Here is a 22,270-nt window from a genome sequence, read left to right as displayed (position 1 = left end):
CATTTTCAGGAGCCGCCGTCATGACTTCCACTGCATTCGAACAGGATTCGCCGCTGCCGACCGGCATGAAAATTCTCGGTGCGGTCCTGGGCTGGAGCGAGGGTGAGGACTTGGCCGACCCGATCCTGGCCGGCGCTGTCGAGCTGGTGGAGATCGCCCGCGCCGAGGGGCTGGCTGGTGAACGGCTTAGCGCGGCACGGGCCGAGCAGATGCGCCGAATCGATACCGCTGTCGCCGAAGCGTTGCCTGTACCGTCGATCGCGACTCCCCCACACACCGAGACTGTCGCGATGAGTCTCGCACGGATGGCCGGATACGCCGCGCGGCTCGATGACTCCCATACAGCGACCAGCCTGATCATGGTGTGGGGCCCGTTGTTCGAGCTCGCCGTGGCGCTCGACGGACTCCTCACCGACCTCGCCGCCGGCCGACGACGCGTCCCGTTGAGCATCTGGTGGGCCGGTCTCGGCGCAACGGCACACACGCCGGAGCATCCCTGATGCCCGCCCGCCTGGTCACCGCCGTCCTCGGCGTGGCCGTAATGGTCACGGCAGCCACGCCAGCGGCTGGGGCACCGTCCTCGCCCCCGGCCGCGGCGCCCTCAACCGTCCTCGCGCTGGGCGCGTGCCCTGCGCTGTATGTCTTCGCCGTGCAGGGTACCGGCGAGTCGTCACCGGATGCCGCGCCGAGCACTGACACCGGGATGCTGTCGCTGGCGGTGCGTCCGATGATGGCCGCGGCCAGCGATCCCGGTTTGGTCGACCGCGCGTATGTGCCGTATCCGGCCGGGTTCGGCGGCGCGGTCGGCGCCTCAACCGTGCCGTATGCGGAATCGGTCGCTACCGGTGTCGTACGCACGGAATCAATGATGCGGCAGGTGCATTCGGCGTGCCCGCAGACCCGTGTCGCGCTGCTGGGTTATTCCCAAGGCGCGCACGTGGTTTCGCTGGTGGCTCAGCAGGTCGGCGCGGGACAGGGGGTCGTGCCTGCCGAGGCGGTCGCGGCCGTGGTGTTGATGGCCGACCCGACCCGCAGCCCCGGCGCCCCAGTCTTCCCGGGAACCGATGCCCTCGCCCCGGCCCCGGCACCGGGCACCAGTGGTCGACATCTGGCGCTGCTGCCCGCCGCGCCGTTTCCGTCGGTGGCCTCCGGTGGCGGCATCGGCCCGCAACGTGACATCGTCGCAGACTACGGCGCCCTGACCGGTCGGGTGGCGAATCTGTGTGTCGCAGGCGATCTGGCCTGCGACACACCGACCGGGTCGGCGATCTTGCGGGCGGCCGCCGGGGTGGCGTCGCAGTCGCTGCTGTCGGCCGGTGATCCGATCGCCTCGCTGGTCTCGATCGGGCAAGCCCTGGCCTACACCTCACTCGAGGCCGTCTCGACCGCCGTCGAGGACGACGTTTCCGGGGCCTCGTTGACCGAATGGGAAGTGTCGCCGTCGAAGTCGATCTCCCAGCGGCTGGCCGAGGCCTCCGATCCCCGCACCCCGCTCGAGGTGAACGCGGCGTTGGCGGCGGTGATGCGGGTCGGCGTGATCGGGCTGAACGCGGTCCACGTGCTGGCGGCCTCGGTCCTGAATCCGGCTACCCTCGCCCAGTTGGGCACTGTCGGGTTGTCTCACCCCGCGGCCGCAGTGGCGATGCTGGGTGAGAAGTTCACCACCGCGATCACCGAGCTGATCCCTCCAACCACCTCGGATCGACTCGTCGCGGCGGCCTTCGACGTCGTGCGCCGTGAGATCGCCGACAACCACGCCCTGCTCGACCTCACGACCTGGGTGCGGCTCTGGCAAACGGGCATGCGTCATGACGCCTACTCACGGCCGATCGGCGACGGTCCTTCCCCCGCCGCATGGGCCGGCGCGTGGTTGGCCGCCGCCGCCCACGACGCCGCCGGAACACCCCTGCACGCGAGCCACTCGACCTCGAATACCACCACAGCGCCGACCACGACGCCGGCCGCGGGGCTTTCCTCGACTACGTCCACGTTCCGTCACGTGGACCTGCCCGCTCCCACCACCTCCCCAGGCCCCTCGCTGGGTGAGGTGGTGGGAGCCCCCCAACACATCGCCTCCCCACCGACTGCTCTCCCCGACCCTCCAGATCCTTCCGTGCCCGCCACGGTCGCAGCGCCGCAACAACCCGGCATCCACCGCAACACCTCCGCGCCGTCGACCTCATCGATCCCACGCCAGCCCGGCGTCAGCGGCCCCACCCGCTGACCGTGTCGCATCCCATTCTCGAAAGGCCGACCACCTGATGAACGTTGTGCTCGCCGCCGGTCACGACCTGCTCGCACAGCTGAGCAACCCCACCCCCGAGGCGCCGCCGATGTCGAACAAGATCCTGCAGCTGGTGCAGTACCTCACCTGGTTCGTCCTGCTGTCGGGGGTCGTGGCCATCACCTACGCGGGCGGAAAGTTCGCGTGGGAGAAATGGACCGGCGGCGGCCTGGAATCGCCGAAGATGATCGCCGGAGCCATGATCGGCGGCGCCATCGCCACCAGCGCCGGAACCATCATGAACGCCATGATCGGCAACTGATGACGACCCGCAATCCCCGCCCGGATCGGCAGGTCTGTGTCCTGCGCGGCCAGTCGAAACCGCGCCTGCCCGACACGATCGCCCACACGACCATCGCCGGACTGGCCTTGTCGTCCACCGCGACTGCCCTGGCCTACCTCAGCTTCCCAGCCACCGACGCCACCCTGGCCCGCGAGGCCCGGATACATACGGCCGTGTTGGCCTGGCAGTTGTTCATCCATCACGGATTCCATGACCGCGTCCACCGCGAGTTCGTGACCGGGTTGAACCAGGCACGGCGACGCGCTCGCGCGATGGCGGCCTTCGATCCGCTGCCCCACCTACGCCGATTCGAGCCGACCAGAGCAGTCGCGGCGTTGAACCGCCGCTGGGAACGCCGCCACACCAGCCGCTCCACGGCGCTGGCGCTGCTCGACCTGAGCAACGACGTCGACGGAGCCCGCACAGACCTCATCGCCCTGCTGGCCCACTACGGTCTGCGACCGCACCAGCACAGCGGGTTCGGCGTCCATCGGCCCGTGCTGGTCGAAGCGATCGCCGCCGCCGCACTCGGCGCCCGCCACCTCAACCTCGCGACGTGGCAGGTCTTGGACATCGACGCACTGCTGGCCCCGACGGACCCGAGCACGAGCCCATATTCCCAACCGGTTCGGCGCTGGCCGCCATCGGCAGGCGGGCCTGCGCGTGCACATCCTTCGTCACTGTGACATCTCGACCGGACTCGTCCATCTCCACACCACTATTCGAAGGGGGCATCATGTCGCTCGATTTCGACCCGACCACCGCGCAGGAGTTCGTGACGGTGACACGAACCCAGGTTGTCGGTGACCTCACCGCTGCCACCCACGCCACGACCGCCGCCGCCGCCGCAGTTCCGGGTCTGGGGTTGATCGGCGCCGAGTTCCGCACCCAGCTCATCGCAGCGCTGGTCGAGCACGCCACCCACCTCGAGGGTTGCGCGAACGCGGTCACTGACCAGGCCGGGCACGTCGAGACCTGCCGAACACGCTTTGTCAGTCACGACCAGCAGCTCGCCGCGAACCTGTCCACCATCTCCGAAGGACAGTGATGGTCACCCGCACCAAACCCGCCACCAGCACCGCGGCACCGGATCCGGACGCGATCATCACCTACCTGTCGAAACCGATCACCGAACTGCGGGCAGCGTTCGACGGCACCGGGGATTCCACCGACGCGATCGCCCTGCTGAACACCGCGATCACCCAACTCGACGCGACCGAAGCCCCGCACCGGGTCAGAGCCACGGACCTCGAGTCGACCTGGACCTCAGCGGCGGCCGACACCGCAATCCCCGCGATCCGCGGCACACGCACCCAGATCGTCGACAGCAGTGCCGATTCCGGTGACTTCGCCACGCTGATCGACGCCGCGGTCGGCACCAACACCGCCGCCTCCGCCGCGCTCGATGCCGAACTCGACGACTTCGCCACCCAAGCCCGCCAGATCCTGAAAGTCTCCCCCAACGACCGAGGCGTAACGCAGGTGATCGACCTGGCCCGCGAGATGTACAGCAGCGCCCTGTCCACTGTGCAGGGCGCCCAAGCCGACTACGACAGCTACAGCAGCAAGCTCGGCGAGAAGTCCTATACAACCCCGAAGTCGAGCCTGGGCACCGGCGGCGGCCCCTCGACCGGCGACCCTTCCCTGCCCACCGACGACACCACCGCAGGCGATGACGCCTCCGCCACAGCGCCCGACACCAACGCAACCTCGACCGACCCTGTTATCGCGATGCAACAAGCCCTCGGGACCGCGGCGATCGAAGCCGCCACCACCGTGGGCACCCAGCTGATCACCTCCGGCGCCGAAGTCCTGACCACCCTGATCACCGAAGGAGCAGGCGTCGCCACGCACGCCATCGACACCCTCGGCGCCGAAGCCGGTGACACCATCACCGCCGCGCTCACCGGCACAGGCGACAACGCGACCATCCCACCAGCGGCAACCAACAGCGGCACCGCCGCCACGAACCTCACCACCACGCCAGCCGCACCGGTCATCAACTTCGGCGGTTCCGACAAACCCGCAGGCGGTGCCGCAGCCGGTACTGGCACCGGAACGAATGCCGGGGGTTCCCCGGCCGCCGCGCCGAAACCTGAGCCCTCCGCAGGCCCGAACACGGCCGACCCGAAGCCAGCCGCACCGACCGGGCCCGGCGGCACCGGACAACCAGGGGTTGTGCCGAACACCGCGGGCGCGCCCACGACCGCAGTGGTCCCGCCCGCGGGAGCCCAGTCGGCAGCCGGGGACGAGGGGGAGCACAAGCCGCGTACCCAAGCAGGGGTCACGGCCCCGGCCTCGATCGCCGGGGACCCGGCAGGTGTCGTCGTCCCGGTCATCGGGGCGGTGCCGTCGTGAGCGAGAGCCCGTTGGATCTGCGCCGATACACTCCGCCCGCCGACAGCGACGACGACCAACCCGACGACGAACTCCAGCATCCCGACGACCGATCCGATACCGAGGACGGGTGGGTCGGTGACTGGTCGGACTGGAGCCAGCCCACCGACCACCGCGACACCGATCACGGGACCCCGGCAGCGCCGCCGGGGTTCCGGCAGGTCGGCCGCAGCTTCGCGCCCGCGCGCGCTGACCGAGGCCCGGGCCGGGTCATCGCTGGGCTCGCCGCCGCATTCGGCATCGCCTTGCTGGTCCTGGTCGTGATCACGCTGGTACTGCCCGACACCGAGTCACCCGCCACCGAGGCGCCGCTGACACCGCTGCCCGACCCGTTGCCCATACCTTCGGTCGTCGCGCCGAGCTCACCCACCTACGCGATCGCGGACTGCCCGCACACCCGCACGCCTGCGCTGGCCTCGGGCACCGACCCTGGTGATACGACCAACGCCGTCTCGGTGATCTTCGCCTTCCAACACGCCTACTACGTCGAAAGATCCGGCACCACGGCCCGCGAATTCGTCACCGCCGACGCGAAAGTGCCCTCCGCCGAGGTGATCCAGGCCGGAATCGACACCGTCCCAGCCGGGACGAAGTACTGCGTGTCCATCGTGCCGACCGCACCGGCACGATGGCAGGTCCATGTCCGCGAACAACGCCCCGACGCCGCACCAGAGCTGTTGGCCACCCTGATCTTCCACACCGCCACCGACCCCGACGGCGTCAACAAGATCACCGAGATCAGCGAGGAACCGTAGTGGCCGACACCTGCACACCCGGCACCGGCTCCGCCACGAGTACCCACCGTGACGGCATACTCGACGCGAGGGAGCCCAACCCAGCCAGGGTCTTCGATGCGATCCACGGTGGCAAAGACGCCTACCTCATCGACCGCCACATCGCCGACAAACTCAGTGCCAACACCACCTTCCGCGTCGCGGTCACCCAGGCCCGCGCGTTCATGCTGCGCGCGATGGAGCACCTCGTCGGCGACCACGGGATAACCCAGATCGTCGAACTCGGCTGCGGATACCCGAACGCACCCCAGATCCACGACGTCGCCGCCAACCAGAACCCGAGCGCTCGCACCCTCTACCTCGACCACGACCCCTACGTCGCCGCCCACGCCCTCGCCCTGATGACCGGGCCCAACTCCACGTTCGCAACCGCCGACCTGACAAACTTCGCCAGCATCACCGAACTCCTCACGACAAGACTCGATATCTCGACACCGATCGCGGTATGCCTGTCCGGGACCGCCGAATTCCTCTCCGACGCACCCGCACTGGTGGCGTCACTACTCCAGCATCTACCCGACAGATCCTGGCTGGTGTTCACCCACACCGCCGCCGACCTGCACGACAGCGACATCGACACCGCCGTCGAAACACTGGCCTCGGCAGGCATCCGGTATCGGCCACGCGATCGCGACGAGGTCGAACAGATGCTCGCACCGTTGCTGCTACTCGATCCCGGCCTGGTCACCGCAGACCTGTGGCGGCCCGACCACGGCAACGACGACGAGTGCCTGGCCGGGTTCGGTGTGTGGCCGCGGTCGACGGTGTGTAGCTACGCCGCCGTGGGGAAGCTACATCGCCGATGAAACCGGACAGACCGGCTCGGGTCGAACCCTGACTCGCCGCACGATTGCAGAACGCCGCGCACGAGCATCACATCAACGGTTGATGTGGTGCTCACTACATCGGATCCCGTCGCGGCGGAAGGTCCGCTCGCGCAGGCGGCCCAGCGGCCGATCATGCGGCCGGAGCCGAAGCTGGCTGCTCCGCGGCGGGAGAAACAGCGACACTTTCGGTGGATGCCCGGTTCACCCCGGAAGCGTGCTCGTACCAGCGGATGAACGCGGAGCGCCATCTCCACGGCCGTATCGCCAGCCTCCATCCGGTCATTTGAGTCGTTGGTGTCTGGGCCGTGGACGGGGCCGTCAGCTGCTTTATGCGGGACAGGATCGCAGTACGAACGAGTCGACGCGCCACACCTCCGGGGAAAACGCCGATCTGCTGTGGACTCTTGGCCAAGGCTCGCCACGTGATCAACACTGGAGACCAAAGCATCCATAGCGCACACGCGACGGCGATCCAGCGATTCACCGATGCGGTTGTTCCGAGGAGTAGCCCGACCAGGAGTACGGAAAATTGCGTCGGAATGGCGATGACGTGCAACGCGTACGCGGCCGCCATGACGTGATGTCGGTAGACGAGTGCGGCCGTCGTCGCGATCATCATCGTGACACTCAGAGCGCCGAGGATGACGAACAGAAGTACGAGCCGGGGGTACCGTCCCGGCGATCTGGCTCCAAGAGTATCCGTCGCGGCGGCTGGCGTAGGTCAGCCCGATTGTGGGAACGACAAGCATGACGGCGGCGATACCTACAACCTCGCTGAGCCACCACAGCCTTGCAGCGCTGCCGGACCATCGCGCGGCTGTTCTCGCGTCCGACCATCGTGCGAGCGGGTTGTCGAGGGTGGGCGAGCCCTCTTGGGCCTGGCCTACGAGCTGGCGTAGCCGCTCAAGGTCGGCATCGCGGCGATCTCGGCGGACCTTGTCCTCGAGGTCCTTGCCCTCGAGGAGACCGGCCTGTGCGTCGAGACTGAACACCGCGATGACCATCGCGACCAGAAGTATGGCGAGACCGGTCAGGAGTTCACCTTTCACCACCACGGCGTGGACGAAGGATGCCTCACCCACGGCGATAGCGCCGAATCCGCTTAGCAGCGCCGCTTGCGACAGGGTGAGGTAACGCGCATATAGTGCCGCTTGCGTCTCGTGCTCATCCCGGTCCGGGACGGCATCGGCAGGCCGAGGTTGGGTATTGACCGAGCGTGGCCACCACGCGGCCACGTTCAATGCGATCACCATTGTGGCGAACACTGCCAGCAGGTCGGCACCGTCGTTGTGGTCAATCATGAGCTGAAAGTCGAGCTTGACCCACGACGACTTCGTTAGCCGCCAGAGCGCGACCACGCAGGCTAGAAGCGCGTAGATCAGGCTCGCGTTGACCGCGAAGGTCGCCACACGCGCTGCCGACTCACCTAGATGCGACCGCACCCGAGGCGCCAGTGCCTGCCGCGCCTGAGCATCAGCCGCACCACCCGTATTTGGTACCGTCGTACCACCACTGGTTACGTTCACATCCCCCCACCTGGTCCGGGCGCAGGCTCAGGTTCCCCGAGTGCGCATCGATGAACGACACTGATTGTGCCCTGGTTCTCCGCGCTCGTAGCTGGGGTTCCCCTCAATGGCCCGGCATAGCATATTGGTGACGCACCGCGATCAGCGGGCACCGTGACCAACCACCGTCGCCCCCGTTTCAGCAGGAACCGATGCGCGAGAACGAGACTGCGATATCGCTGCTACTCGATCAGACAGCTCCCACACTGGCCCTCATCCACTACACCATCGTCGGTTCCCACGCCGAGCCTCCCCGCTTCGGTATGGAAGACCTGGTCTACCCGACGAGAAGCCGCCGCTCACATCGGAACCGGCTGGGCCGCCTCGTAGAGAATGTGCTTCCACTCGGCGGGGGTGGCCGGCCTGGGCTGTTCGGAAGCGACGTCACCCGAGACAGCGAAACCATTCAGGTAAAAGAGTTTCTTGACTTCTGGACTGCCAGCCGCACGCGCTTCGAAGAAGCGGATCACGTTCTCACCGCGGTGCGGATTGAGAAAACCCACAGTTATGTCGCATTCATCGGTTGCAACCACACCGAGCCGATGGAGGCGGTGTCGATAGCGCAGGTAATCCCGCAATTCGCGGACTGACGCCATCGCGGAAAGTACGATCACCCACGAGTGGAGCTCCGCCACAGCTGTCCGGTCACTCATCACCTCAGCGTCGATATACTGCAGCATGTCAGGAAAGGTCAACGATCCGCAGTAGTTGTGCAGAACTATCCCGATCCCGACAGTATCCTTACCACCAATGAATTCTCGACCATCGGCATCGGTGACCGGAGTCCCGGCATCGAGAGCATCCAGGCGGACCTGGAGCTGCGTAGCGAGCTTTGTCACGTGCTTCTCGAAGTTGCTTGAGGAGGTCGTGATCGCATCAGAGACTTCCATCGCCTTGACCTCACCGATTATCCGAATCCGCCGGTCGCTGATCATGCAGTCGATGTCGGGGTCTTTCTTTCCTGCCAGTTTGATGACCGCTGGACGATTCGGCTCTCGGGTACGCAGCCATGGAAGTGAATGGCGCACGCACTCTTGACTCACTCGCTCATAGAGCTCCCCTTTGCTCAGGTCATGTGCATTATGGTTCCGGTGGCGCAGGAACCTGTCGTCGATTGCCTTCAGCATGGCCCGGTCTTGTTCCAATCGCACTGCACCGAGAGCGATCGGCGCGACGCCGGACGGGAACTCGATCCAAGGACTTCCATTGATGTCCGGCGAAACAGCAAGTTTCTCGAATTTTGCGTGAGATCGAGAGCCCGCCTGCACTGAGAGGTTGTCAGCAATGAATCTTGTAGCCGAGTCGGTCACTGGTGTGGGATACAGTCCGCTACCACCATCTACGTTTCGCATCCCAAATCTGTCGGCGATATCGAGTGATCGCGTGACGTTTTCGACAGTGAAATCCGGCAGTATTTCAGCAAATGCCGGATCAGCCTCGATCTGACGTCCGATTTCTGTGCAGATCATTCTGTTCACCCACGCGAACCTGATGTTCTGGGAGCTTGTTCGGGACAAAAATTCGCGTCCCGGCGTCTGCTGCAGACCGACCGAAAGCTCCTCATCGTGGGAACTGAAGGTGTCAGCAAAGTTCGATGCGATCCACCACCGTCCCGCATGCAGGAAGTACTGGTTGATAACTGCCGAGTCCTCCGAAGCACCGGAAGCACCGACAGCCAACACCCACAGGAACCTGTTGAGGAGGGTGTGATGCCCCAGCGCGGCAGCGTATTTCGATCGCGACTCCCACCATGTCGATATCGCAACCTCAGGCGACAGTATTTTTAGAAGCCGCCCGCATTTCTCGGCGGACGCCCCCGCCATCAGAAGAAACGGTTCAGGGTCCGGTTTCGGTACAGGTTCAGCCAGCTCGCCACGCTGACGGGCCGCCGCCCACTCGAGTGTCCTCACCTGGTGCTCCCGGACTAGCCGTCGTTCACTCCCGGGCAGAAAAACCGTCGGATCGAACTCTGCGTGCATGACATCCTTCTGAATACGTGGACCGGCTGACATGACAACACCTGCGACAGTGCAGGCTACCGGCCGAAATTACTTGCCGCAAAGCATTTTCCAGTTCCGTCACCGGAACTCACGCGCCCTGACGCTGGAACAAGTGCGAGCTAGCCAAGTCATCGACCTTGATGAATGATGCGACTGGATCGCTGGCATGGATCGCACGCTCGAACCCGCTGATGGATCCAGGCCATACGTTGGTGATCGTGCCGTCGGCGCGTTTCCACCAGGGCGTCGCCACGCCACCGGACCAGACGCTCTGGGCGAGCCCCTGATCCAGGTGTTCGAGGTAGTTCGCCATTGCCCATTCGGTCACCTCGACCGGTGCATCCCAGCGAGTGCTGAGCGCCAGGCAGCGCATGATGTAGCGGGCTTGGTGTTGCTTGATCGAGGGGTTGCTGTTGGACGGGGTGAACGAGTGTGGGCCCGCGATCATGAATAGGTTCGGAAAGCCGCGTACCGCAAGGCCGTAGAAGGCGGTCGGTCGTCCTTCGCGCCGCCACTGCTCGTGCAAGTCTGCGCCGCCGCGTCCCCGGATCTGTACTCCGGCAAGGAATTCCGGGGCTCGGAATCCGGTGGCCCAGACGATGACGTCGGCGTGGCGTTCGGTGCCGTCGATCGTGCGGATTCCGTTCGGGCTGAGCCGGTCGATCGGGTCGGTGACGAGTTCGACGTGTGGCTGGGTCAGCGCTGGGAAGTAGCCGTTGTCGAGCAGTATTCGCTTCTCCCCGATCCGGTAGTGCGGGGTGAGTTTGGCGCGTAGCGCGCGGTCGTGCACGTGTCGTCGGAGGTGGGCTCGTGCGAGGAGTTCGACGGGTCGTGCCGACCATCCTGCGCGCATGATCGGTGCGAGAACCAGATCGGCGGCGTGATAGATCCCTGACCGGTACAGCTCGTGTGCACCGGACACATGCGTCAGCGCCCACCGCGATACCGGCCCGAACGTGGCGGCCGGCTTGGGCAAGACCCAGGGCGGGGTCCGTTGGTACACCGTGACGCCCGCCGCGATCCGAGCCAGTTCGGGAATCATCTGTGCCGCTGAGGAACCGGTGCCGACGACCGCAATCTTTCCGCTCAGGTCGGCGGTGTGGTCCCACCGTGCGGAATGGAACGCAGGCCCGGTGAAGGTCTCCGCCCCTGGCATGCGAGGAATCGCGGGTCGATGCAATTGACCGAGCGCCCACACGACCGCGCGGGTGCGGATCAGCTCACCGCTGCTCGTGGTCAGGGTCCAGGTCCGGTCGGTGTCGCTGTAGTCGGCGGCCACCACGGTGGTGTTGCAGCGTAGGTGTGGTCGCAGGTCGTTGCGGTCGGTGACCTCGCGCATGTAGGTCAAGATCGACTGCTGGTCCGGGTAGCGGACCCGGGTGTCGCGGTAGGGGTCGAACGCGAAGGAGTACAGGTGCGCGGGGACGTCGCAGGAACAGCCCGGATAGGTGTTCTCTCGCCATACCCCGCCGACCTCGGGTCCTTCTTCGAGGACCAGGAACTCGCCTATGCCGGCGTGTTTCAGCTCGGCCGCCATGGTGAGTCCGCCGAACCCGGCCCCGACGACGACCACCTTGTGCGTGGTCATGGCCGCACCTGGCCGCTGACCGGCCGGGTGGCGGTGTCGGTTGGTGGGCTCGACCAACCGGTCCAGCGTTGCCACCAGTTCAGGTAGTCGGGGGCGGCCATCGGTGCATCGAAGGCGTCGAGGTTGATGCCGAATCCGTCGACCAACTCACTCAGGTGCGCTCCCAGGTACCGGCGGTGATGGTGGAGTTCGCGGTGGACGCGTTGGGCGCGCCGGGGTGTCATCTGCCGGTGCGCGGCGAACCAGGTTCCGCGGGCCACGATTCGTTCCAGCGTGTAGACCGCGGTGGCGGATTCGAGCAGGCCTCGGGCGGTGTCGTCGTTGGCGGAGGACGCGGCGGTCCACAGCGCGGTCGCCGCGAGTCGTTCGCTGGTGGCGGCAGAGAGTTCGATCGCGGCGGTGTCGCGATCGAGTGCGGTCCCGGCCGGGGTGATGTCGTCGCGTCGGAGTCCGGCCGCGATGGTGGCCGCTCGGTCGGTGAGCATCCGGATGTGCCAGGGCAGATGCGAGGCGGTGGCGGGCAGTGCCAAGGTGGTGATGTCGAAGGTGAGTTGTCCGGCTTGTTTCCACAGCACCTGTGATTCGCCTTCGGCGGTGATCATGGCCTCGGTGTTGCCGATCCAGTCCTGGATCCAATTGATGCGCAACGATCCTTGGGCGCCGCTGCGTTGCCGACAGGTCAGCAAGACCTCGTGAGCGGTATAGGCCAGCAATGGTTTGACCAGCATCGACCACACACCGATGAGCGGGTCTCCTACCGGTGCGGCCACGGCCATGTCCTGCACGTGGCGCCCCAGCACGCTGGTGGCGTAGGTCGCTGCCAGTGCGGAGACCAGGTCGCGGCGGACCGTGCCCCGCTCCACCATCAGAGTCCGGCCGCCGGGTCGGCGCTGCCGAGCGTAGTTGACCGTGACCGCCAGCCCCGCCCGCGCACCGGCGGCGGCCGCACCCGCCAGGTCGAGTCGTCCCTGTCCTAGGGTTGTGATCGCTCGGTGAAACCGTGCCCGCACCGGCACCCTCGACTCGAAACCGTCCGGGCCCATCACTGCCCATGTCCCGCCGAGCAAACCCTCAACGGGGACGAAGACCTTCTCGAAGCCAATCAACGCGTGATCCATGGGGGCCCAGCCCTTATCCGGGAGCACGGCGACGTGCAGTCCCGGTGCGAGTCCTTGGTCGGTGCGCAACCTCACAAGCAAGGGCAGGACGCCTTCATCGCGGCCTCCGATGATCAGGCGGGCGGTGACCACTCCGGTCTTCGGTGTTGTCGGGTCGGCGATGTTGGGCATGAATTTCCAGCTGGCCGGGTCCGGCGAAGTGAGCCAGAACCCATCTCGGATGCCGTCCCAGGTCGCGGTCGTTCGCTGGTCGGCGCCGTTGGTGCCACCGAGCTCGGTCAACAACAACACTCCGACCGCCTGACCGGTGTCGAGTTCGGTGAGCAGGTCACGTTGGTAGGCGGAACTGTTGCCCAGGGCGCTGATCGACCCGATCGACAGATCGAGATGCCCGGTCAGCACCGGCAGCAGGTGCGGGGCACAGACCGCGGCCCACTCACACAGAACCCCGCGCAGCCGGGTGTCGGCGGCGATCGCGGTCGCCGACCCGCCCAGCCCCGCAATGGTCGCCCGGAGCAGGTTCGGTGCCAGTCTCGCTTCGGCCGGATAGGTCAAGCCTGTGCCGGGCCGGTCCCCGAGTTCGGTGATGACGGCACGCACCCGCTGGTGCATGTCTGGTTCGGTGCCCAGGATCGCGGTGCGCAACGAGGCGACGGTGGGATCACCGGATGGGGAGAGCGGCTGGGCCACCTGATTGTGGTGAGCGGGGATCGGCGGTAGATCGACGGTAGTCATCGCAAAGGTCTCCAAGCTGTTGTCTGGGGCTGAGGTGGCCGCGGTGCAGGGCGGTTTCTCTCCCGCTGCGGCTCACGCGGTTGCTCGTGGGCGCTGCGATCGGTCTTGCACCTGGCGGGTTCCTGCCGACCACTGGTCCGTCGGTGGTGGCGTAGTCCTGCGGTCGGGCTGACGGTTCGTCACGGTTCAGGTCCTGGCGTGAGTGGACGATCCTGTGGCGGCCCGGCCGTTGTTTCGGCGTTGTGGTGGTCGGGTTCTGTTGTCGTGGGCGGCAAGGCGAGCTGGACTGCGGTTTCGATTCGCTGCCCGTCGGTCGAGGGATCGTCGAAGGGGGTTGCGCCGGCCAGTTGCAGGTGGGTGCGGGTGATCAGTTCCTCGACAGTCGGTGGCATCGGCAGACCGGGGTCGGTACCGGCTGGTGGGGTGGTGGTGCGGCGCAGGCTGGCCAGCGATGAGCGAACACTCGCCGCGATCGCGGGGGTGGCCAGGTCGCGCCAGAGCGCGGTCAGGTCGTCGACGGCGAGCCGGTGGTGGGTGGCGAGCCGTTCGGAGAGGTGGGCATCGGTCACCGTCGTGCTGCGCGCGCGTTGGGCCGGGCTCATGTTGATCGCGGCGGCGGTGTGGATGATGCGGGTACGGATCGCAACCATGTTGTGCCGAAGCTGCTGCGCCACCGCGGGTTCGGGCTCTCCCTCGATCCCGGCGTGGTGCAGATGGTGGTGACGCAGGACCGACACGGTGGCCATGTCGATGAGCCGGTTGGTGTCGGCAACTACTCGGCCGTAGCCGCGGCGGGGGACGTTGTTCTTCGGCGGGTCTCGCAGCACCGTGGTCGGTTGCCACGCCCGGTTCGCCTGCCCGTATTCGCGGGCTTGGGTGATCCACACCGCCGGTACTGCCCTGCTGGTCGCCACGATCTCGGCGATACTGCGGTCGTGTTCGAGCCGCACCAGTTCGGCGGCATACGGCTGGCTTCGACGCAGCGCACCGGCACGGCGAGCCAGGTCATGGATGTTATTGAGTGCCTCTGCCTGCGGTCCCGGTAGATCCGAGACCAGACGCGGCCGCGATGACGGGCGACTCATCGCTCGATCCCGGGATAGTTGGTTTGCGGGTCACTGAACACCGGCTGGGTGGTCCACCCGCTGTCGAGCTGGTGCGCACCAACTCCGGTCGCGCCGATTGCGGCGTCGATCTGCGCACCGGGTCCGTGGGAGAACAACCCGATCACCCGAACGTGGTTGTCGCCGAGAACGTCGAGCACTGCGCTCGGCTCCGGGGCGCGATCCTCGATTCGGGGTCGATGCCGGCCTCGGCCAAGGCACGCGCCTGCACAGCGCAGCTGCTGAGGTCGGTGGCCACGATCGCCCGCCACTGGTGGGCGAGTGCGGCTTCGGTCAGCCCCGCTGCTGCCGAGGCAGCAGTTTCGATCCACCGGTCGTGTGGCCATAGTTGTCGGGCCTCGTCAGCATCGAGCCCGAGCAGGACACCGAGTTGGGCAGATCGTCGCCACAGGCTGTCGAGGTCGTCGTCGACGACGCCGGCAGTGCCGGTTTTCTGCGCGGCTGCAGTGGGTCGGTAGGCGGCATGGATTCCGGTGATTCGCGCTAGTTGGTCGATGTCGGTGCGCAGGTTGTCGATCAGCGCTTTCCGATCGACCGGGGCCGCGCGGCGCAGGAACAGGTTGGTGTTCCAGCGGATACTTTTGGTGCCGCGTTCGCGGGCCTGATCGACCCATTCGACCGGCACCCCACCGGCGATGGCAGCGGCGCCGAGCTCGCTGTGCAGCATCGCCCGCGCCTGGAAATCCAGTGTCCATTCCGTTGTCGGCTCGGTGCCGCTGGTGCGTTGGGTAGTCAGGAGCTTTTGGGAGTCGGCGGCCTGATTCTGCAGCGCTTTGAGGACCCGTTTCTGGACTGTGGTCGCGCTGGCCATACTCACTGCGGCTCACCTGCTTCGGTGAAGGCGCGAAAGTCCGGGCCGAACCCTAATTGGTGGACCGGTGTCGATGACCCGGCAATGCCGAACCAATTCGACGGAACCGGTTCACCACCCAGGCCTGGGCTGTCGATGTGGCGGTCAGGTGTGCAGCGGTGCAGTGGGCCGTTGGCGGCGTCGAGGATGTACCGGACTTGGGGGTCGATGTGGCGGACGAACAGTGCGCTCATCGCCTGCTTGTCCTCGGCATTGACCGCGGCTTCGAAGCAGGCGTGCAGTCCGGCGAAGCGGATGGCCACGCTCTGGTGGCGCCACCACTGTCGGCACCAGGTGTATTGGCCTTCCCGGTTGTTCGCGGCGATCTTCACCGACACCACCGGCAACAACCACCGCTGCACGAACTCGCTGTAGTGGCCGAACTTCTTCGCCGGTTTGTCATCATCGACGGTGGTGGTGGTGGTGCTTGTGGTGCCGAACCAACCGGGCGGGACAGGATCGAACGGCAACGACGGTGTCGCCTGATGGTGATTACGGGTGCAGCGGTGCAGGGGGCCGTTCGCGGCGTCGAGGATCAGGTTGACGTGCGGGTCGAAATGGGTGAGCAGGAACGTGCTCAGGCTCGATCCGGCTTTGGCACGGCGCATCGCCTCGAACGCGGTATGCAGATGCGCGACCCGGACCGCGACCGGGCGATGAGCCCACCACCGTGAGCACCACGTGAAAGTGTTCTCCCGGTTCGCTTCCGCCAACCGGACACTGATCGTGGGCAACATCCACCTGCTGGCGAAATCGGTGAAATGGACGAACTGCGGCGGCATCGGCCCCGCCGCCGGTGTCGGGCTAGTCACGACTGCCCTCCCCCGTGGCAGGCTGAGTGACTTTGATCAGCGAAACCGGCTCCCCTTCGAACCGTTGCATCGACATACGAACCAGCGGCGCGTACTCGCTGTCGAACCACGGGATTTTGCGGACGACGACGGGGCCGTGGCCGGGAAGACGGACCAGGGCCCGGTCTTTCGGTAGCGCGGCGAGCATGGCGACGTCGAGGATGGGTTCGGCGCGCCAGGACAGGCTGCGTTGGATCCCGCCGGGGGTGTAGGTGCGGGAGCGATCGGAGACGTCGTGTTGCCCGGCCATCGCCGACCAGTGCTCCAAATAGTCGCGTGAGGCGATGGACCCGCCGTAGACCTCGATCGACTGGGCCATCATCGTCTTCAAACCATTGACGCCCCACAGGTTTTCGCCTTGTTCGAGGACTTGCAGGATGGTCATCAGGATGATTCCGCACCCGGCGGCGTACGTGTAGTACGAGGGCAGTTCACTGATGCGGGCGCAGTTGGCGGCCTCGTCGAGCACACACAACAGCGGTACCGCCAACCGCCCATCCGGGCGGGCCCGCGCCGCGGTCAGGGCGGCTTCCAGGACTTGCCCGACCAGGGCGGCGGTTAACGGGGTGGCACCGTCGGGTCCGGTCATCGACAACGGGTAGAGGGTGTCGTTGGAGGTGACGAACGCGGTCGGGTCGAACTCCGGCAACAAATGGGTGCGGGGCTGCTCGGTTGACTCGATCAGGACCCCGTTACGAATCGAAGCCGCCCTGCCCGACAGATTCCGTTGCGCCGTCCCAGGTTTGGCACTGGTTTCGCTGACCTGGAACAGCTTCCGAACCGGGGGCGTGACCATCTGGGCGTAACCGGAATCCGACAGCACGTTGAGGAACCGTCGCGCCATGTCGTAGAGGCCGTCGCGCTGTCTCGCGTAGAGGCCTTGGCATTCGATGATGCGGGCGGCGGGACGGTCGTGGCCGTAGTGGCGTAGGATCAGCGCTGGTGTCGGGTCCTGGTCGCGGCCAAGCCATTCCGCGACATGGTGCAGGTCCCCACCCGCGCACGCGGCAGCGAAAATGTGCAGGGCGAACAGTTCTTGGGCGCCGCCGTCGAAGTAGGCATCGGTTTTCGCGTTCGCGATCTCGTTCGCCGAACCCGCCGACCCGGACACGAAGAACCCGGCCAGCTTGCGCGCCGCAGGCAACCCGGTGACCTGGTTGAACAAGTTCACCCAGAACCCGCACACCACCTGCCCGGTCACCGCCTGCAAGTCGCACACCCACACTCGCCCGACCTGCTCACGCCCGTAGACGGTGTGCCGGTACAGGTCGGGCTTGTTCGAGGTGGCCAGGCACGGCCCCCACGCCGAGAGCACCGCAGGGATCGCCCACGCCACCGTCTTGCCGGTCCGTTGACCAGCCGTCACCGTGACACCGAGTTCAGCGGGAACATGCAGGGCAATGTCGCCGATGACCGTGCGCCCCAACAGCGGTCCCGGATTCGCTTGTACTCCTGGTGGGGCGTCGTTGAGGAGGCGTTGGTTGTCGGCGAGGTTGTCGGCGGCGCGCGCGATGCGGATCTTGCCTGGTGGTTGCATGGTCCGTGCTGCCGCATCGACCTCCCCACCGGCGTTGAATGATCGGGCTCCGCGGATTGCACCTGCGCCGGTCAGGCAGAGCAGGACGACCGCGATCGGGGTTGCTTGCCAGGGCCAGCGCTTGTCTCCGGCGACGACCGACAGCAACGCGGAGAACGGGTTCCACGACATAGGTTGCCCGGCGGGCCAGCTGCCGAGTTTCAGTGCCGCCCACAGCACGATCAGGATCGAGAGCAGGGCTAGCAGGATCATCAGCATGCTGGCTTCTTCACCCAGTCCGGACTTGGTGCGTCGGCGGGTTTCTCGGGGAGAGAACATGATTGACCTGGTCCTTTCAGAAGTGGGGGTCGACACCGGGCGCGTGGCGGGGTGCGTCGATGACGCCGGTGAGTTCTGGGCTCGCCCAGTCGGCGGCGGGATCGGCATCGGGCAGGGCAGCCTCGACCGCGCTGGAGATCACCGCTCCACCCGGCGGGGCGGTGTTGGGGGCCGGGTGGGTGTTCTCAGCGCCTGCGGCGAGCGCGAGCGCAGGTGGGTAGTCAGGAGCCAGACCGAGTTGGCTTCGCAGGGCGTCGAGTTCGGCCACGGCGGTGTCGCGTTCGCCCAGGACGTGTTCGAGTTGGGCCAGCCGCGGCGCCCCGGGCTGCTGCGACCAGTAGTGCCCGGCCAGGCCCGCCTGGTAGGCGGCGGTGATCTCAGCGTGGTCGACCCCGGCGCGGGCGGCGGCGCGGCGGGCGTGCCTGGCGCCGTCCATCAACCGCTCCAACTGGTCGATGCGGACCTGGCTGCCTTCGGGTGATTCGTCGAATTCTGTTGCCAGGCGGGCGTGTTGCGCGGCCAGGTCTTGGACCCGGCGCACGGCGACGATCTGGGCGGGCAACTGGTCGATCGCGACGGTGGGGGTGAGGTAGGCGTTGCGTTGGGCGGCCGGCAGCAGGGCGGTGATCTCGTCTTGACCGGTGTCGAGGTCACCGAGGGCTTCCTCGGCGGCGAGGAGTTCGTCGGAGCCGTTGATGATCGCTTCGATCTCGGCCATGCTCAGCTCTTGTGTGGCTCGCCCGCCCAGCGCGCGGTCGACCACGCTGTCCGAGCGTGTTTTCTCTGCGCCGGAGTCGGGGACCACGCTCAGGTGGCGAGGTCGCCATCGGGCGCCGTCTTGGGTTGACCGGTCGTTGACCGGTTCGAGGTGTCCGGTCAGTTCCGCGGCTTGCCGTTGCGTACGGATGGTGCTCGCGTCGATCCCAGCGCCGTCCTCGATGAACGATTGCTGCAGCTGGCCGAACTCGAGGCGCGCGGCTTCGGGGTTCGCGGTCCAGGCCTCGACCGCGCTGGCGAGTTCGTGCCACAACTGCTGGTGCTTGGGCGCGGCATCCTGGAGCCACTGACGGGCGACATGGTGCGCGCGTGCTGTGTACTCGACGACCTGCGCGGGGGTTTCCCCGTATGCGGCGATCTCGCGTAATTGGTGGTGGGTGGCGAAGTCGGCGCGCAGTTGAGCTTCGGCGTGGTCGGCGGCGTCACGGTAGTAGGCCGGGTCGGTGAAACTGGTTCCTCGGGTCTCCCAGCTCATCGAATGCTCCCGGACAAGTACCGGCGCGACGGTGAGGTGGGGTTCGAGGGTGAAGGTGGTTGTTCGCGGAGACGGTGGGGCATCGTGCTTCCTCGGATCGAGAAAACGTCACACCCTCAACGGGTGTGGTGAGGTCCCAGCGGTGCAGGTTCGGTCGTCTAGGTCCAGTTCCCCCTGGCCGTGACGCCGACATTTCACGAATCGTGCTGCGGTTCTATAGGTCTGGGCCGGGATCAGTGCCGATCTCACCGACAGGTCCGGGAACCGGGTCGGGATCGGGTTCCCAGGACCACGCGTTGTCTTCGCCCAGGGCGGCGTCGACGACGGCGGTGATCGCGGTGCTCTCGGCAGCCAGTTCGGTCGGGTCGGCCTGGCGGATGGCGGTGTCGACGAGTTGGGACCGCAACGCGCTCGTCGCATCAGCGAGCATCGTGCGCGGTGTCGGTGGCTCGACCAGGGCGGCGCCGACGTCGGGACCTTGCGGAACATACGGCGGCACCGCCAACGCCGGGTCGGCGCGGGCATAGCCATTCCAGGCTTGGGCGAGGTCTTGCTCGGAGTAAGCGGCGAAGGTGACCGCGTGCACGCGGCGGATCCCTTCCACGCTCGGCCCCCACAAGCTCTCACCTTCGGCCGGCGTGAGCTGGGCGGCGGCGGCCAGGACGGTCACCCGGGTGTGCAGTGCTGTCATGTTGTCGGCGAACTGCGCGACTGCGATTGGATCATGGTCGAAAGTCCATTTGCCGGTTTCGATTCGGTCCATGCGGGCGGCTTCCAGGCCGGCCATGCGTTCCAATGTCCACAAATCCAGTTCGAGCATGTCGAGGTAGAACTCCTGGGCTTGGTTCGCACGGGCGGGATGCTGGCGAACCACGCCCGGCTTCGGGGCGTTCGCGCCGCGCTGGCCGAGCTCGCGAGCATCGACGACCCAACCCGGGTCGACCCCACCCAGCATGGCCGTGTACTCGGCGTGCTCGCGCTGCACGGTGAGCAGCTCGAGTCGCTCGTTCCACACCTGTTCGTTGCCACCGGAGACGCCGTCGTCGAACATGGCAGGTCCGGCATCAGCGACCTCCCGATGCTGAGCGGCCAACTCCTGGATCCGCCGCAGAATGCGGCCCTGCCACTGGGCCGCCGACTCGTCAGGTCCTGGAGCGCTGCTGGTCATCACCACACCCCCTGATCGACACCGGGGCCCATGCTCCGATCAGGTGGGTGAGGTTCCAGGTCCGGGTCTGGCTCCCACCGTGCGCCTGTTGCGACCCCGGTTGCTTCGACCGCGGTGCCGATACCGTGCCCCGCGCGCGAGCCCAGGCCGTCGGTGAAGCTGACCGCGGCCAAGGCTTGCTCAGCACGTTGGGCGAACTCCCAGGGCGTGGGCGGGCCGAGATCGGTGACGGTCGTGGTGGAGAGGTTGTCGAACGTGCGCGAGACGTCGGCTTCGATCCCTCTCCACGACATTTCCGTGAACCGCTGCCGCAGTTCGGCATCGGTGTAGGAGGCCGCGGTCAGTTCCGCCACCTGTTGCCACGAGCTCGGGCTGCGGTCCCACAGCTGCTCGGCCTCGCCGGGTTGGACGTTGATCAGTGCCGCGGTCCCGGTAGCACGGCGCCACAGCGCGGCCATGTTGTCGTGGAGTTGACGTTCGCCTGACTCGTTGTCGGGCAACCCACCGGTGTGCACGCGATGCAGGTACTCCGCGCGGACCAGGGCGGTGTGTTCCAGACGCCACACGTCCTCGGCGAGCTGGTCCAGCAGGTGCAGGCGTGCCGGATCCGCCCCCGGCGGGGCCATTCGCAGTGTTGCTGTTTCGGGGGTATCCCCCCAGCGTGCTCCCCTGGCGCCGGTGTCGGTGGCGTAGTCGATCATCCGTTGCGGGACGCCGCGGGCGTGGGCGTGTAGCTCGATCTCACCGCGCTCGTCGTCCAACGCCCTCAGGTGGGTCCGCCATGTCTCGAGCTGAACGCTCGGGCCGTGGGCGGGCGAGTACTGCGGGGACCCGTGGAACAGGGTGCGGTAGTGGTCGTAGCTGGTGTTCTGGATGCGTTCGAGTAGGCGAAGCTGCCACGACGGCAGATCCTCGGCACCCGAGAGGGGATGACTCACCGGTTTCTCCAATCCTGTTGTTCGACTGTGTGTTCAGTGCTCCCGGAACGGCCTGGAGAGACCGTGCGCGGCGGTTCACGGCCCCGGCCCGATCTCGGGTCCGGTGTGTTGATCCGGGGTCGGGCCCGGTCGGGGATCGGTGGGGTCGTGTTCGGTGTGGGCACCGGCGCCGGTGGCCTCGATCGCGGCGTCGATATCAACGCCGCCGACTACCCGCTCCGTGAGGCGGGTGTCGAGGGCGGCTGCGGCGAGCTCGACCATCCGGTCGGGCAGGACGGGGAGCTGGCGGTTGATGTCGTCGGGAGTGATTCCGGCGGCTTGGAGCACCATCACCGGCATCGACACCGTGGCGAAGTCGGTGTCGATGACGGCCTTCCACCGCGCCGACAACTCGGTCCGGTCGAGCTTCGACAGGGTGTGCGCGACCTGCTCGGTCCACGGCATGGCGGTGGGTTCCCACGCGTGTTGCTGTTCGACCGTGGTCAAGCCCAGGGCGTGCCCGACCGCGCCGACCTGTTGCCAGCTCACGCCCATGACGCGGCGGAATGCGGAGAACCCGGCACGCGACAGGGCGCCCTGTCGCGCGGCAGCGGCCCCGACCCCCGCCAACCTCTGCCAATCCGCGAACACAAGACGGGGGC

21 protein-coding genes are annotated in these 22,270 nt (G+C 66.7%); 8 read left to right on the top strand and 13 right to left on the bottom strand.

All coding sequences use genetic code 11. From position 1 onward, the window contains the following. Nucleotides 1-20 precede the first annotated feature (20 nt). Genes ACWEVR_RS30555 through ACWEVR_RS30520 form a run of 8 tightly spaced genes read left to right on the top strand, consistent with a single transcriptional unit; the run spans nt 21 to nt 6,564 of the window. A complete protein-coding gene (locus tag ACWEVR_RS30555) occupies nt 21-500 on the top strand; it encodes a hypothetical protein (RefSeq protein WP_280298549.1) in 480 nt (159 codons plus the stop codon). Then, the gene (locus tag ACWEVR_RS30550; RefSeq protein WP_316575423.1) at nt 500-2,224 is read left to right on the top strand and encodes a cutinase family protein; all 1,725 of its coding nucleotides are present in this window, start codon (nt 500-502) and stop codon (nt 2,222-2,224) included. Before ACWEVR_RS30555 ends, ACWEVR_RS30550 begins: the two co-directional genes overlap by 1 nt. A gap of 37 nt (nt 2,225-2,261) precedes the next feature. Further along, a complete protein-coding gene (locus ACWEVR_RS30545) occupies nt 2,262-2,546 on the top strand; it encodes a hypothetical protein (RefSeq protein WP_067641699.1) in 285 nt (94 codons plus the stop codon). Then, complete coding sequence (locus ACWEVR_RS30540; RefSeq protein WP_280298548.1) at nt 2,546-3,253, top strand: hypothetical protein; 708 nt, start codon at nt 2,546-2,548, stop codon at nt 3,251-3,253. The genes ACWEVR_RS30545 and ACWEVR_RS30540 overlap by 1 nt, the downstream gene beginning before the upstream one ends. 50 nt (nt 3,254-3,303) lie before the next feature. Next, nucleotides 3,304-3,615, top strand: coding sequence for a type VII secretion target (locus ACWEVR_RS30535; protein WP_280298547.1), 312 nt, complete (start codon nt 3,304-3,306; stop codon nt 3,613-3,615). Then, entirely contained in the window at nt 3,615-4,925 is a 1,311-nt protein-coding gene (locus ACWEVR_RS30530; protein WP_280298545.1) for a hypothetical protein, read from the top strand. The genes ACWEVR_RS30535 and ACWEVR_RS30530 overlap by 1 nt, the downstream gene beginning before the upstream one ends. Continuing rightward, nucleotides 4,922-5,719 carry a hypothetical protein gene (locus tag ACWEVR_RS30525; RefSeq protein ID WP_280298543.1) on the top strand — a complete coding sequence of 266 codons (798 nt, stop codon included), beginning with the start codon at nt 4,922-4,924 and terminating at the stop codon, nt 5,717-5,719. Before ACWEVR_RS30530 ends, ACWEVR_RS30525 begins: the two co-directional genes overlap by 4 nt. Beyond that, complete coding sequence (locus tag ACWEVR_RS30520; RefSeq protein ID WP_280298541.1) at nt 5,719-6,564, top strand: SAM-dependent methyltransferase; 846 nt, start codon at nt 5,719-5,721, stop codon at nt 6,562-6,564. Before ACWEVR_RS30525 ends, ACWEVR_RS30520 begins: the two co-directional genes overlap by 1 nt. On the opposite strand, the gene ACWEVR_RS30515 is transcribed toward ACWEVR_RS30520, so the two are convergent. From ACWEVR_RS30515 to ACWEVR_RS30455, 13 genes are all read right to left on the bottom strand, one after another. Continuing rightward, nucleotides 6,531-7,994 (bottom strand): hypothetical protein, encoded by a 1,464-nt coding sequence (locus tag ACWEVR_RS30515; RefSeq protein WP_280298540.1) that lies wholly within the window; start codon nt 7,992-7,994, stop codon nt 6,531-6,533. The genes ACWEVR_RS30520 and ACWEVR_RS30515 overlap by 34 nt on opposite strands. A 455-nt stretch (nt 7,995-8,449) precedes the next feature. Continuing rightward, nucleotides 8,450-10,060 (bottom strand): hypothetical protein, encoded by a 1,611-nt coding sequence (locus ACWEVR_RS30510; RefSeq protein ID WP_280298538.1) that lies wholly within the window; start codon nt 10,058-10,060, stop codon nt 8,450-8,452. A 178-nt stretch (nt 10,061-10,238) separates the two neighbouring features. Then, a complete protein-coding gene (locus ACWEVR_RS30505; RefSeq protein ID WP_280298537.1) occupies nt 10,239-11,738 on the bottom strand; it encodes a flavin-containing monooxygenase in 1,500 nt (499 codons plus the stop codon). After that, complete coding sequence (locus ACWEVR_RS30500) at nt 11,735-13,591, bottom strand: acyl-CoA dehydrogenase family protein (RefSeq protein WP_280298535.1); 1,857 nt, start codon at nt 13,589-13,591, stop codon at nt 11,735-11,737. Before ACWEVR_RS30500 ends, ACWEVR_RS30505 begins: the two co-directional genes overlap by 4 nt. Before the next feature lie 179 nt (nt 13,592-13,770). Then, complete coding sequence (locus tag ACWEVR_RS30495; RefSeq protein ID WP_280298534.1) at nt 13,771-14,676, bottom strand: hypothetical protein; 906 nt, start codon at nt 14,674-14,676, stop codon at nt 13,771-13,773. Continuing rightward, a complete protein-coding gene (locus ACWEVR_RS30490; RefSeq protein WP_452469762.1) occupies nt 14,673-14,855 on the bottom strand; it encodes a hypothetical protein in 183 nt (60 codons plus the stop codon). The genes ACWEVR_RS30495 and ACWEVR_RS30490 overlap by 4 nt, the downstream gene beginning before the upstream one ends. After that, nucleotides 14,819-15,532, bottom strand: a complete 714-nt coding sequence (locus tag ACWEVR_RS30485; RefSeq protein WP_387702911.1) for a hypothetical protein — start codon at nt 15,530-15,532, stop codon at nt 14,819-14,821. Before ACWEVR_RS30485 ends, ACWEVR_RS30490 begins: the two co-directional genes overlap by 37 nt. Beyond that, a complete protein-coding gene (locus tag ACWEVR_RS30480) occupies nt 15,529-16,377 on the bottom strand; it encodes a DUF4913 domain-containing protein (protein WP_316574268.1) in 849 nt (282 codons plus the stop codon). The genes ACWEVR_RS30485 and ACWEVR_RS30480 overlap by 4 nt, the downstream gene beginning before the upstream one ends. Continuing rightward, the gene (locus tag ACWEVR_RS30475; RefSeq protein ID WP_452469761.1) at nt 16,370-18,271 is read right to left on the bottom strand and encodes a type IV secretory system conjugative DNA transfer family protein; all 1,902 of its coding nucleotides are present in this window, start codon (nt 18,269-18,271) and stop codon (nt 16,370-16,372) included. Before ACWEVR_RS30475 ends, ACWEVR_RS30480 begins: the two co-directional genes overlap by 8 nt. A 16-nt stretch (nt 18,272-18,287) precedes the next feature. Then, complete coding sequence (locus ACWEVR_RS30470) at nt 18,288-19,523, bottom strand: hypothetical protein (protein WP_280298529.1); 1,236 nt, start codon at nt 19,521-19,523, stop codon at nt 18,288-18,290. Nucleotides 19,524-19,737: 214 nt separating this feature from the next. Then, on the bottom strand, nt 19,738-20,691 hold the full coding sequence (locus ACWEVR_RS30465) for a hypothetical protein (RefSeq protein ID WP_387702912.1): 954 nt from the start codon (nt 20,689-20,691) through the stop codon (nt 19,738-19,740). Further along, on the bottom strand, nt 20,691-21,629 hold the full coding sequence (locus ACWEVR_RS30460) for a hypothetical protein (RefSeq protein ID WP_280298527.1): 939 nt from the start codon (nt 21,627-21,629) through the stop codon (nt 20,691-20,693). Before ACWEVR_RS30460 ends, ACWEVR_RS30465 begins: the two co-directional genes overlap by 1 nt. 75 nt (nt 21,630-21,704) lie before the next feature. Beyond that, a partial coding sequence (locus ACWEVR_RS30455; protein ID WP_452469760.1) for a hypothetical protein occupies nt 21,705-22,270 on the bottom strand: 566 nt, incomplete at its 5' end.

It is taken from the genome of Nocardia sp. NPDC003979, assembly GCF_053605015.1.
Note: the sequence above shows the minus strand (reverse complement) of the source record. Positions and strands in the feature narration are given on the sequence as shown.